Source organism: Streptomyces sp. NPDC059477, from assembly GCF_042749375.1.
Lineage (GTDB): Bacteria > Actinomycetota > Actinomycetes > Streptomycetales > Streptomycetaceae > Streptomyces.
This window is the reverse complement of record NZ_JBHYUG010000048.1, coordinates 1-12,461: the sequence shown is the minus strand read 5'-3', so window position 1 is coordinate 12,461 and position 12,461 is coordinate 1. Positions and strand designations below refer to the sequence as shown.

Here is a 12,461-nt window from a genome sequence, read left to right as displayed (position 1 = left end):
GGGGGCTTTCGAGGCGAAATTCGGTCATCTGGCAGGGAGGGAAGCCCGCCCGGGGTCTGCGCTGGGGCCGGGTCACCGTGGCTGACGGGGTCCGGTTCCCGGGAGTCAGTGGTGGAAGCCCGATGTCTGCCCTTCGGACGGCAGCGGACTCTGGAGCCGGTCGAGGTAGTCCACCGCTTCACGGATGTCGTCCAGCAGGGCGCGGGCCAGGTCCATGCCGAGTCCGTTGCGCACGACGATCCGCTGGACGGTTATGTCCGCGAGGCTGTCCGGCATCGGGTACGCAGGTACCTGCCAGCCCTTCAGGCGCAGGCGGTCGGACAGGTCGTACAGTGTCCATCTGATGGTGTGCCCGGGAGCGAGCCGCCAGGCGAACACGGGGATGTCAGAGCCGTCGTTCCACAGTTCGAACGCGTCCATCCCGCCGATCTCCTGCGCGAGGTACATCGCGGCACTTTGTGACGCCGCCTGCACCTCGCGGTATCCCGTCCGGCCCAGTCGCAGGAACTGGTAGTACTGCAAAAGGACCTGTGCGCCGGGCCGGGAGAAGTTCAGAGCGAAGGTCGGCATGTCACCGCCGAGGTAGCTGACCTTGAAGACCAGGTCCTCGGGCAGCAGATCCGCGGACCGCCACACCACCCAGCCCAGACCCGGGTACACGAGACCGTATTTGTGGCCCGAGGTGTTGATCGAATGGACCCGTTCCAGTTGAAAATCCCACTCAAGGTCCGGCTGCAGGAACGGAGCGATCATCGCCCCGGACGCCCCATCCACGTGCACAGGAACATCCAGCCCGCTCTCCTGCTGCACCCGGTCCAGAGCAGCCGCGATCTCCTTCACGGGTTCGTACATCCCGGTGTAGGTGACGCCCAGGACAGCAACGACACCGATCGTGTTCTCATCCACATAGGAAGCCAGATCATGACCGTCGAGGGTCTTGTGCTCCTCGCTGATCGGAACGTACCGGCCCTCGACGTCCCAGTAGTTGCAGAACTTCTCCCACACCACCTGGACCGCGGAACTCATGACCAGGTTGGGCCGCTCAGCGGACTTCCCTGCGGTACGCCGGGCGTGCTGCCAGCGCCGTTTGAGTGCGAGACCCGCCAGCATGCAGGCTTCGGAGGAACCGACGGTGGAGGTGCCGATCGTCTGCTGAGGCTCCGGAGCGTGCCACAACTCCGCGAGCATCTTCCAGCATCGGTCCTCTACCATCGCTGTCTGCGGATACTCGTCCTTGTCGATGATGTTCTTGTCGAACGCGTCCACGTACAGCCGTGCCGCGTACTCGTCCATCCACGTGCCTACGAATGTCGCCAGATTCAGCCTCGCGTTGCCGTCGAGCATGATCTCGTCATGCACGATCTGATACGCCGTCTCCGGCAGCATGGAATCCACCGGCATCCTGTACCGCTCCACCGACCTGGTCTCGCCAGGACGCGCGAACAGAGGATTCACCGATACCACAGGGTCCGACGACATCAACCTCTCCACAATCGCCGACGCTAGAAGACGCTTTCAGGCTTGCCGCCCGAACGCCTCTCCCGCATCCCGTGGCACCCGAACGAAGGCGCCCGGCCTCACACACCACCTGGACGGCGCACAGCCGGCCGGGCGCGATGTGACGGACCGCCTCCGCCCTCCGGACTGTCCGAACGGCACACGCGAGTATCGGCACCACCCGCACAGACCCTGCGCGGGGGTGGTCCGCGGTCCAGGGACGGCCGCGTCGTCGCGTTCATCGTGCTCACCACCGACCCGGGGTGATCAGGAGCGGCGTGGGGACCTGCCCGCCCGGTCGTCGTCTTGTCCACAGGAGTGGAAACGGGCGGGGGCACCCCTGGACACCTCCAGCGACAACAACGTCCGTCACCGCCTCAGCATCGGTGGCAGCCACTCGTTGAGCTCGGTTCCGCACACCATGGCCGTCTGCCGGATCCGTGACGGCCGACGCGGACAGAACTGCTGCCTCCGCAAGATCGCTGAGGGAAAGACACTTTCGGTGGCCCGCCGGGCCCTGAGCGTCCTGGAGCCGGGCACGGTCGACTGGAAGGCGTACGCGTTGTGCGTGCTGGAGCATCTGCACCGGATGCTGCGGAGCAAGCAGGTGTTCGCGAAGAACTCCTCCAAGTGGGGCGACCTCCGCGCGAAGCTGCTGGACGGGGACGCGTGGGAGCAGGCCAGGCCCACCGTGCTGGCGTCGCTCGGTCTGCCCGCCGGGGCGGGTGAGCACCTGGCGGCGCGGGCCGCGCTGCTGGACGGCACCTACCGCGAGGTCACCGCGCGGGTGCCGGTGAACTCCCAGATCGTGTTCGACGACGACGGCCGCCTGCACTTCGCCGCCCTGGAACCGGAGCCCGAACCCGCTTCCCTGCGCCAGCTGCGCGAGGCAGTGGAGGCGATGTTGCCCCGGGTCGACCTGCCGGAGGCCCTGCTGGAGGTGTTCTCGTGGACCGGCGCTGACCAGGCGTTCACCTCGGTCACCGGCGGCGAGGCCCGACTGAAGGATCTGCACGTGACGATCGCCGCGCTCTTGGTCGCGCACAGCTGCAACGTCGGCTACACCCCGGTCATCGGGGCCGCGGACGCGCTGAAGTACGGGCGCCTGTCCCATGTCGACCAGACGTATCTGCGGCTGGCGACGTACCGGGCCGCGAACGCCACGCTGATCGACTACCAGGCGTCCGTCCCGCTCGCGCAGGCGTGGGGCGGCGGCCTGGTCGCCTCGGTGGACGGCATGCGGTTCATTGTCCCCGTGCCGTCGGTGTGCGCCCGGCCGAACCGAAGTACTTCGGGCGCCGGGGCGGTGCCACCTGGTTGAACATGATCAACGACCAGGCGGCGGGGCTGGGCGGGAAGGTGGTGGCCGGCACTCCGCGCGACTCGCTGTACGTACTGGACGTCCTCTACGACCGCGACGGCGGCAAGCGCCCCGAGATGATCGTCACCGACACCGCCTCTTACAGCGACATCGTCTTCGGGCTGCTCACCTCAGCGGGGTTCGCGTACGCGCCGCAGCTCGCGGACCTGCCGGACCAGAAGATGTGGCGCATCGACCGCGCCGCCGACTACGGCGCCTTCCATGACGCGGCCCGCGGCCGGGTCGACCTCGCCCGGATCGAACGGCACTGGGAGGACATCCTTCGGATCATCGGCTCCATCCACACCGGGGCCGTGCGTGCGTACGACGTGATTCGGACGCTGTCCCGCGATGGCCGCCCCACGCCGCTCGGCGACGCGATCGCCCACTACGGGCGGATCGCCAAGACCCTGCACATCCTGCGCCTGGCCGACGAGCCCGCCTACCGCCGCCAGATCAAGATGCAGGCCAACCTCCAGGAGGGCCGCCACGCGCTGGCCCGGAAGATCTTCCATGGGAAGCAGGGGCAGCTGTACAAGCGCTACCAGGACGGCACGGAGGACCAGCTCGGCGCCCTGGGCCTGGTCCTCAACGCCCTCGTGCTCTTCAATACGCGGTACATGGACGCCGCGGCGAATCAGCTGCGCGCGGATGGCTTCGACGTCCGTGACGAGGACGTGGCTCGCCTCTCGCCGTTCGTCAGGCATCACATCAGCATGCTCGGCCGGTACTCCTTCCAGCTTCCCGACCTGCCCGGTGGCCTGCGCCCGCTGCGCGACCCGGACGTCACCGACGAGGAATGACCGGGTCCTGGCCCGCACCGCCGGACGGGTGGACCATGGAGGTACGTCCGGATGTGCGGCATGGTGCGGGCGTTCTGGTTGCGACGGTGGGGCGGCGCGTGCTCGTCAGGGTGTCTTTGAGGGCGGGGCGTCCGCCGGTCTGTCGTGTGCTGTACCGGCTGACTCGGTGTGCGAGAGTGCGGCGAGGAGCCGCAGTTTCTCGTCGCTGTCGCTGTCCTTGTCGGGGTAGTAGACGACGAGGATGACGTCGCCGATGGCGAGTTTGTCGCGGTGGAGGCGTAGTTCACCGACAACAGGGTGGTGGACGGTGGTCGTGCCTCCGTCGAGGCTGCGGACGTCGTGGCGGGCCCACAGGGTACGGAACCGCTGACTGGACAGTGCGAGTTCTCCGACAAGTTCGACGAACCGGGGGTTGTCGGTGTCGTCCCCGATGGTGGTGCGAAGGGCGGCGATGAAATCGGCGGTGGCTTTCGTCCAGTCCTGGTGGAAGGCTTGTTCCTCAGGATCAAGGAGGAGAGAACGAAGCCGGTTCTGGCCGGGCCGCAGGCGGGGGGAGAGCGCCACCGCCATAGGGTTGGAGGCCAGGACATCGAACGCGCGCCCTTCGACGAACGCGGGGATCTGAAGGTGGGCGAGCAGCTCGTGCACCCGCGCCGGTACGTGCTCGGGCCGCTTGCGCCGTGGCTCCCTGGGGCGTGCCGCCGCGAGGCCGAGCAGATACGTCCGCTCGACGTCGTCGAGCTGCAGGACCCGCGCGAGTGATTCGAGGACCTGCGGTGAGGGGTTCTTGTCACGGCCCCGTTCCAGCCGAAGGTAGTAGTCGGGACTGATTCCGGCGAGCAGGGCGACTTCCTCACGGCGCAGGCCGGGCACGCGGCGGTTGCCCCCCGGCGGGAGTCCTGCCTGTGCCGGGGAGACCAGCTCACGCCGGGCACGAAGGTAGCTGCCGAGCCGGTTGCCGGATTCCTCATCCTTCATACCGACACCGTAATGCGGTGCGCGTCTTCCAGAGGGGGCCCTGGCAGGACCAGGGAAGACGGGGGCCCTGCCACAGCCGGCGGATGCCGTCAAGACTGCGATAGCACTGTTTTGAAAGAGACAGAGAGCATCACTGTCTGCGCCGCCGGCCTGAACGCCGACGGCGCCCTGGACTGAAGGAAGACCTCGTGGATCTCTCCAACCGCACCGTTCTCATCGTCGGCGGAACCTCGGGTATCGGGCGGGAGTTGGCCCGGCGGTTCGCTGTGGCGGGCAGCACCGTGGCCGTTGGCGGCCGTAGCCCGGAGGCACTCTCGGAACTCGCTGAAGAAGGCTTCGGCACGATCAGCATCGATGTCACCGACAGTGTTTCCGTCGCATCTGCCCGTGACGCCGTGCTCGCCCGGTACCCCGAGCTCGACACCGTGGTGACGATGTCGGGCGTCATGCTCCTGGAGGACCTGCGCGACCCCGCGCACTTCGAGGCGACAGCAACGACGATCGACACCAACCTGCTCGGCACCATCCGGGTCATCGATGCCTTCACCCCGCACCTGGTCCAACGGGGCACTGGCACCTTCATCACCGTCACCTCCGGCATCGCCTTCCTGCCGTTCCCGCCCATGCCCAGCTACGCCGCCTCGAAGGCCGCGGTGCACGCCTACTCCGAGGCACTACGCGCGCAGCTCGACGGCACCGGTGTCGGCGTCGTCGAGCTCGTCCCCCCGGCCGTCGCCACGGCAGGACAGGAAAAGGTGAACCCGCACGCGCTGCCGCTCGACGACTTCGCCACCGAGGTCATGCACCTGCTCTCGCAGGACCCCACCCCCCACGAGATCCTCGTGAGGGGCGTCCTCGTGCACCGCTGGGCCGAGCGCGACGGCACCTACGACGACCTCGTCGCACAGCGATCCCAGGCGCTGGCCATGCTCCCCAGCCGCCAAGGCTGACACTCTTCCCCTCCCGCTCGGCGGCCTCATCGCTCATCGCCCGAACCCCGCCACCCGAACGGCCCCGCCCGCGCGGCCCAGCCTGGCCGGCGGCGACAGTTTCAGCGGCGGGCATCTCCAAGGGCGAGCAGGCTGGTGAGTTCGGCGATCGCCTCCGGGGAGGGCTTGAAGTAGCGGCGGACGTTCTCCGGCTTCTTGTGCCGGGACTTCGCCATCAGCATCAGCAGCGAGGCGCCCTGCTCGCCGAGGTGGGTCAGGGCAGAGTGGCGGTACTCGTGCAGGTCCCAGCCCGTTCCCAGGCCGCGCGGGGCGGTGTGCTCGTCCAGCAGCGCGCGGGCCTGCCCGTACGACAGGCGCGCCAGGCCGGTGTCCGGGCAGACGTCGCGGGGGCTGACGACCTTGCCCGGCCCCGGGCGGCGATGGGTGACGAACACCGGCCCGCGGGTTCGTCCCTTGAGGAGCCGGGGCAGCAGCCGGGCGGTGCCGGCATCCCAGTAGACGGTCTCCAGCACGTAGTCCTCGCTCGCCTGGCCCAGGCGGCGGGCCTTGCTCCGGGCGCCCTTGGCCTTGACCTGGCAGCGGCGCGCGGCGAGGTCCAGTTCCTCGATGTTGACGCCGAGGATCTCCTCCGCCCGTCCGGCGGTCTCGTAGAGCATCCGCCACAGCGTCTTCTCCCGCAGGTGCACCTCGCGCCACGCGATCAGCCGGTCAATGGCCATCTTTGAGCGGGCGGGGGTCTCGGAGTCCGGCACCGTCAGCCGCTTCGCCCAGGCCGGGACCATCGGCCCTTGGTAGCCGCGATCCCGGCACCAGCCGGGCCAGCACCCCCGCCCGGCGGGAGTTCCAGGTGTTGACCGCTGCGGTGCCCCAGAGCAGTTCGAGGGCTTCGCCGATTTCATCGTCCGCTACCGAGGCCAGCGGCCGGCCCTCGCCGATCCGCTCGACGGTCTTGCCCACCCCGATCCCGTAGTTCCGGACCGTGTTCGGGTTGCCGAGCGAGTCGAGGAACACGTCCGCCGCCGCTCGGACGGTCAACGCCTTTCCAGCCGGCAACTGCACGATGGTGGGCACCGCTTCCCCCTTGCCGCACATAACAGGGCCGCTTCACGCGGCGGCCGGAGAACGTCACCGCAGGTGACAAACCAAGCCACCGCAGATATTCGAGTGTTATCTGTGGGACGACTTCAGAACCCTCCGGCCGCCGACGCCCCGTCAGCCTCCCACCAGAGCCGACGAACGCTTAGCGCACGATCTGACATGGATGTTCCAAGTGCCGTCAATTGCATCTGATGCGAACTCGCGATGGTTCGCGAATCGTCGTAGCCAATGGCGCCCGCCAGCGTGCTGACCATGGAAGTTGGTCCTGCCTGCTGGTGCCGACGGTAGCGACGGACGTGAAGGCGACGCCAGCTGGTGTCACTCGTCCGGCTGACTGAGCTGCTGTTTGTCCGTCGACTCGCATCAGATGCGGTTTTCTCGCATACGACGCGAGTGACGGAGGGTGGTGGACCGGTGGGGTTCAACGGGTCGATCCCAGGTGCGGCACGTCTGCACCTGGTGGACGGAGTCGCGCTGCTGCGGCCGGAGGAACAGGTCTTCACTGCGATGCTGACCGGGTTCGCCAACCAGCAGCTCGCGCGGAACCTGGCCCGGACGACGGTTGAGGGCCGGGAGAACACGGTCAAGGCGTTCGCCGCCTATGTGAACACCTACCCGTGGCACTGGACGCCGGCGATGGTCGACGAGTGGCTCGGCGACCTACGCTCGCTGCGGGACCTGCGCCGTTCCACGATCCGGTCCTACTCGGAGGCAGTCCGGGCTTTCTGCCACTTCGTCACTGACCCGCTCTACGACTGGGCGGCCACGTGCGAGGAGCGGTTCGGCACCCACCCAGTCCAGGTCGTGCACGAGTGGAACACTGTGGTGCACGTCCAGGACAACGAGGCCGACGCGAAGAAGCGGGCTTTCACCAAGGCCGAGCTGCACGCGTTCTTCGAGCACTGCGACGACGAGGTCGCCCGGATCAGGGCCTTCGGCCGCAAGGGCTGGCTGCCGGCGTTCCGTGACGCCACCCTGTTCAAGACCGCCTACGCCTACGGGCTGCGGCGCAACGAGACGCGGATGCTCGACGCCGCCGACTTCGGCCGCAACCCGCACGGCGCCGAGTACGGCGAGTTCGGCCACTGCCAGGTCCGGTTCGGCAAGGCCAAGAAGGGCTCACCGCCCAAGCGCCGCGGCGTGCTGACCGTCTTCGGCTGGACCCCCGACGTCCTGGACGAGTGGTTCACCGAGGTCCGCCCGCTTCTGGGCACCGACGGCAACCCCGCGGCCTGGCCGTCCGAGCGCGGGATGCGGATCGGCTGCCAGCGCATCAACTCCCGCTTCATCGCCTACCGCAAGGCCCTGGGCCTGGACGACGGGCTGGACTACCACTCCTTCCGAAGGTCCTACGTGTCACCCACCTCATCGAGGACGGCTGGGACCCTCGCTTCGTCCAGGAACAGGTCGGCCACGAGCACGCCAGCACCACGTCCATCTACACCTGCGTCTCCTCGGACTTCCGCACCCGCACCCTGCGCCGGCACCTGGACGCCACCGTCGCCGCCCTCCAGGCCCAGAACGGAAAGCAGGCATGAAGCGCAAGGTCGGCTACACCTGGCGGCTGCGTGAGCTGATGGCCCAGCGCCACATCTTCACCGCGACCGAACTGGTCCCGCTGCTGCGCGAACGCGGCATCGACCTGTCCGCCTCCCAGGTCCACCGCCTGGTCTCCGGCACACCGGAGAGGCTGTCGCTGCAGGTCCTGTCCGCGTTCTGCGACATCCTCTCCTGCACCCCGGCCGACCTGGTGACCACCACCGCCGAGAACGCCGGCGTCCGCAAGACCGCCACCGGCGACCTACCCACCCCGCCCTCCAACGTCGCGAAGCTCCGGCCCCGCGCGGCCCGCATCCTGCCCGACGCATGAGCCGCCCCTACGCCACCGACGAGCAGTACGAACGCTGGTTCATGGCCGAGTGCTGCCGTTGCGGCCGGCCGCCGCAGGCACAAGTCCGGCACCTGGCCGGACGGCTACGTCTGCCGGACCTGCTCGGACCGCGCGGTGCGAACGCGAGGAACGTGCCCCGGATGCGGCCAGGACCGGGCCCTTCCCGGACGTCACCCCGCCGACGGCGCCGCGGTCTGCACGACCTGTGCCGGCTTCTCCCAGACCTTCGACTGCTCGCGCTGCGGCTTCGAAGGCAAACTCCTCGGCGGCCGGCTCTGCGAACGCTGCACGCTCACCGACCGGCTGACCGCCCTCCTGGAGGACGGTACCGGCCGAGTCCGCCCGACGCTCACGCCCTTGCTCGACGTGCTGGTGGCGATGGACGAGCCCAGAAGCGGCCTGGCTTGGCTAGCGATGCGCCGAGGCCAACCGGGAAACGCCTCGCAGCTACTGCGGCGGCTCGGGCTCGGACAGATCCCCCTGACCCACGAAGCCTTCCATGAACTCCAGCCCTGGCGGGCAGCGGCCCATCTGGAAGAACTCCTGATGGCCAGCGGAGTCCTGCCCGCTGTCGACAAGTACATCTGCTCCTTCCAACGATGGCTGCCCAGCCACCTGGCCGGCATCGCAGAACCCGAGCACCTGAAGACGATCAAGCTCTTCGCGACCTGGCGTGTCCTTCCCCACCTGCGGGAACGAGCCGATCGCAGTCGGATCACACCGAGCGTCCGCGGTTTCGCAGCCGAGCAGATCACCTGCGCGACGGCCTTCCCGCATTGGCTCAGCGCCCGGAACAGTACCCTCGCGTCCCTGGGCCAGCTCGACATCGACGCCTGGTTCACCGAGAACATCGAACGCGGCCGCACCTCCCTGAGGCCCTTCCTCAACTGGGCCATGCAGAGCCGCCGGTGCCCACGCTCCCTCCTCATCCCCGCACAGAGGATCTCCCGGCGGCCCGTCCTGAGCGAGGACGAACGCCTGGCCGCACTCGGCCGGCTGCTGACCGACACAGACGCACCGATGCGCCTCCGCGTCGCCAGCGTCATCGTCCTCCTCTACGCGCAACCCCTCACCCGGATCGTCCGGCTGACGGTCGACGACGTGTTCCACGACGGAGGGACCACGCTTCTGCGGCTCGGGGAGCCTGCCTCTCCCTCCCCGCACCAGCGGCAGCCCTGCTGCCGGCGTATATCGCCGACCGCGGCAACATGAACACCGCACCAATCAGGCGTCCCGCTGGCTCTTCCCCGGCCGCCGAGCCGGCCAGCCAGCCCGTCCCGACCACCTGTCCTCACTCCTGGGCGAGATCGGCATCCCGGTCGCCGCTGCCCGCGGCGCCGCTGTCCGACAGCAACTCCTCGAATTGCCCGCCCCCGTCGTCGCGGACGCCCTCGGCTACCACGACAAGACCGCCAGCCGCCTCCTCAGAGAGAACGGCGGGACCTGGAGCCGATACGCCGCAGGCGACCACACCCGGTCACCATCCGGCTGGACTCCCTCTCCAATCGCCCACGGCTGAAGCTCAGATCACGTCCCGCGTCGGCTGCGGGTAGCCGATCTCGGCGAGGTCCTCGGCTAGGTCTGCGAGGGTGACCTCCGCGTTCAGCGATGACACGAGCTTCTGGCTCAGCGGCCGCAAGGCATACACGTCGCGCACCGATTCCAGGTCCACGGGAACCTCGTAGCAGTCCTCGGCGAAGCGTTGGAACGCCTCCGGCGAGCGGTCGACCAGGAGCTCGAACAGGCCCGTTGCCCCGTCGGGGTCGGAACTCCCGGCGGGGAAGTCGATCACGCCGTGCCGCCACCGATCATCCGTTGCCTCCCGCCACAGGCAGGCCGTCACGACGGGGACGTCATCCTCGTCGGTGAACGCCGGCTCTTCGACGAAGGGCTTGAAGACCCCCGGAACCTCGTCGATCACTCCCGGCCAGGGCTCGCCATCGTTGCCGTACGGGCTCATCGGTGCTTCGTGGTCAAAGCCACGGACGTAGGCCCCGGCCGCGGAGAACACGATGGAGTACTCGTCCCCCGACCCGTTGCGCATCGAGGCCATCTCCTCGTTGTCGGCCCAGCCGGCGTTGAAGGAGTAGTACCGGCCTTCCCAGTCCGGGCTCAGGATCGCGTCGAGCATCGCCAGTGAGCGGCACAGGTTCCGCAGGTCAGCGATCGAAGGGAACTGGCGAGCTACGTCATAGACAGTCACGTGCTCATCCAACCGGATGCCCCTGACACCCAGAATCTCCCCCAGGGCTGTCACGCTCAGTAACAGTGCCGGAGTCAGGTGGGCCGACTCGCGACGGTTGAATACGCGAGCCCACCAGTATCAACCCCCGGCTTCGGCGACGGTGAGGGCGGCGGTCAGGGGGCGGTTGGCGGTGACGCGGCCAGTCCGGTGCGCGTGGCCCTGCTGGAGGCCGGGTCCGGTGCGCTGCTGGCCGGGTACTGCCACTACCTGCCCTTCCAGCCCGGCAGCGACGGCGGGCTCCTGCCGGACCCGTCGCTCGACGACGCGGGGCTCGGGCGCAGTGTGCTGCTGGCGTTCGCCGCCGGTCTGTCGGCGTGTGACCGGGTGCTGGTGCACTCCGATACGGCGGCGTCCTGGGTGTGGGCTGCCGTCACCGGGGCGGGCGTCGACCTCACCGGCCGGATGCGGGTGGTGCCTCCGCCGTGCGACTGCTGCCGCATCGTCCGCGACCCCGCCAGCTCGGGCGCCACCGCTTTGGTCGGGGATCGTCCGGGTGCGGCGCCGATCGGGGTCTGCCACCACCGCCTGTACGCGCGCTACGGCACTGCCCGATTCGTGGACCTGGCCAGGGAGCTGACCGTCTCCGGGACGGTGCGGGTGCGCGTGATGGACCTGTTCGGCCAGCGGCGGGCGGGGCGCACCGGACCCGATGACAGTCCGGAGCGGATGCGTAAGGCGCTCGCTGCCCTGCCGCACGTGCAGGTCGTCTCGGACCGAGGCGACCGGGTCCGCTACCGGCAGTTGCTGGCCGGTTCCCGTTTCGGGATCGCCCCGTTCCGGCCGGCCTGCCCCTGGTCCATGAGTGTGGTCGACTGCCAGGGCATGGGCCTGCCGGTGATCGCCCCGCGCATGGGCTGGTTCGCCGAGCACATCGACCCCGCCCTGTGCTTCACCACCGCGGCCGAGGCCGTCGCCCTGGCCGTGCGCTCGCGGGCGATGACGCCTTCCATGCCGAACACGCCCGCCGCGCGTACGCGTCCACCGCCCGTCTCACCCCGGCGGCCGTCGCCCCCCCGCTGTTCGCCGTCTCGCCGTCGACCAACCGGACTCGCCGTACGACACCGCTATCGCGTTCTTTGACCACCCGCACACCGGTTTCCCCGAGCCTGCACCCAGGTGGCCCAATGAACCACGCATCTCGATCGCCACGGCGCCGCGTACCGTGCCCAAAGCGGCAACAACCGATCCACGGTGGACAGGGCGGCCAGGTCGGCATCCTGAAGACCCGTATTCCCGGAATCGCACCCAAGCGCCGGCGACGCCCAATGGGCTTCTTGTACGCAGCCCCAGCGACCGCGTCTGGCATCGCCGAATGACGGACCACCTGCTGCCGCATACTTGACGGCTTCGGCTTGAGCTTCGGCTCCGTCCCCCGGACGGTTCACGGCGCTGGCCGGCTCCTTGCTCCTGCGGAAACGTGGCAGTGGCCACGGAGGGGGGAGGACCCCACGGCCTGCGACGGGAGAGAGACCACGATGGCCGAGTCCACCGAGACCGCCAGGGCCACCGAGTCCACCGAGACCGCCAGGGCCGCTGAGGCCGCCGAGGCCGCCAAGGCCGCTGAACCCCGCATCGCCGCGGAGAACGCCGCCGTGCGCGAGCGCTTCCCCTTCGACGACTCCCAGGACTTCGAGGACTC

8 protein-coding genes and 2 pseudogenes are annotated in these 12,461 nt (G+C 68.9%); 6 read left to right on the top strand and 4 right to left on the bottom strand.

What is annotated here, in order from left to right:
• Positions 1–105: 105 nt before the first annotated feature.
• Entirely contained in the window at positions 106–1,479 is a 1,374-nt protein-coding gene (locus ACFXAZ_RS23275; RefSeq protein ID WP_384594414.1) for a glutamate decarboxylase, read from the bottom strand.
• Positions 1,480–2,023: 544 nt separating this feature from the next.
• Between ACFXAZ_RS23275 and ACFXAZ_RS23270 the strand changes: the two are divergent.
• A pseudogene (locus ACFXAZ_RS23270) lies at positions 2,024–3,660 on the top strand (Tn3 family transposase); the annotation flags it as partial.
• 105 nt (positions 3,661–3,765) lie between these two features.
• On the opposite strand, the gene ACFXAZ_RS23265 reads toward ACFXAZ_RS23270, so the two are convergent.
• Positions 3,766–4,638 carry a helix-turn-helix transcriptional regulator gene (locus ACFXAZ_RS23265; RefSeq protein WP_384594411.1) on the bottom strand — a complete coding sequence of 291 codons (873 nt, stop codon included), beginning with the start codon at positions 4,636–4,638 and terminating at the stop codon, positions 3,766–3,768.
• 188 nt (positions 4,639–4,826) lie between these two features.
• Here ACFXAZ_RS23265 and ACFXAZ_RS23260 point away from each other — a divergent pair, with 188 nt between their 5' ends.
• Entirely contained in the window at positions 4,827–5,588 is a 762-nt protein-coding gene (locus ACFXAZ_RS23260) for an SDR family oxidoreductase (protein WP_384594408.1), read from the top strand.
• A 101-nt stretch (positions 5,589–5,689) separates the two neighbouring features.
• On the opposite strand, the pseudogene ACFXAZ_RS23255 reads toward ACFXAZ_RS23260, so the two are convergent.
• A pseudogene (locus ACFXAZ_RS23255) lies at positions 5,690–6,680 on the bottom strand (tyrosine-type recombinase/integrase).
• Between the two features lie 1,187 nt (positions 6,681–7,867).
• Between ACFXAZ_RS23255 and ACFXAZ_RS23250 the strand changes: the two are divergent.
• From ACFXAZ_RS23250 to ACFXAZ_RS23240, 3 genes are all read left to right on the top strand, one after another.
• Positions 7,868–8,224, top strand: a complete 357-nt coding sequence (locus ACFXAZ_RS23250; RefSeq protein WP_384594561.1) for a tyrosine-type recombinase/integrase — start codon at positions 7,868–7,870, stop codon at positions 8,222–8,224.
• Positions 8,221–8,556, top strand: coding sequence for a helix-turn-helix domain-containing protein (locus ACFXAZ_RS23245; protein WP_384594405.1), 336 nt, complete (start codon positions 8,221–8,223; stop codon positions 8,554–8,556). Before ACFXAZ_RS23250 ends, ACFXAZ_RS23245 begins: the two co-directional genes overlap by 4 nt.
• 135 nt (positions 8,557–8,691) lie before the next feature.
• A complete protein-coding gene (locus ACFXAZ_RS23240) occupies positions 8,692–9,789 on the top strand; it encodes a hypothetical protein (RefSeq protein ID WP_384594402.1) in 1,098 nt (365 codons plus the stop codon).
• Positions 9,790–10,099: 310 nt separating this feature from the next.
• Here ACFXAZ_RS23240 and ACFXAZ_RS23235 read toward each other — a convergent pair whose 3' ends face one another.
• On the bottom strand, positions 10,100–10,798 hold the full coding sequence (locus tag ACFXAZ_RS23235; RefSeq protein ID WP_384594558.1) for a hypothetical protein: 699 nt from the start codon (positions 10,796–10,798) through the stop codon (positions 10,100–10,102).
• 177 nt (positions 10,799–10,975) lie between these two features.
• Here ACFXAZ_RS23235 and ACFXAZ_RS23230 point away from each other — a divergent pair, with 177 nt between their 5' ends.
• Positions 10,976–11,902 carry a hypothetical protein gene (locus ACFXAZ_RS23230; protein ID WP_384594399.1) on the top strand — a complete coding sequence of 309 codons (927 nt, stop codon included), beginning with the start codon at positions 10,976–10,978 and terminating at the stop codon, positions 11,900–11,902.
• Positions 11,903–12,461: the final 559 nt, after the last annotated feature.

Excerpts from the sequence above, each read along its gene's own strand:
- ACFXAZ_RS23245 (WP_384594405.1), top strand. The coding sequence starts at position 8,221 with ATGAAGCGCAAGGTCGGCTACACCTGGCGGCTGCGTGAGCTGATGGCC.
- ACFXAZ_RS23265 (WP_384594411.1), bottom strand. The coding sequence starts at position 4,638 with ATGAAGGATGAGGAATCCGGCAACCGGCTCGGCAGCTACCTTCGTGCC.
- ACFXAZ_RS23275 (WP_384594414.1), bottom strand. The coding sequence starts at position 1,479 with ATGTCGTCGGACCCTGTGGTATCGGTGAATCCTCTGTTCGCGCGTCCT.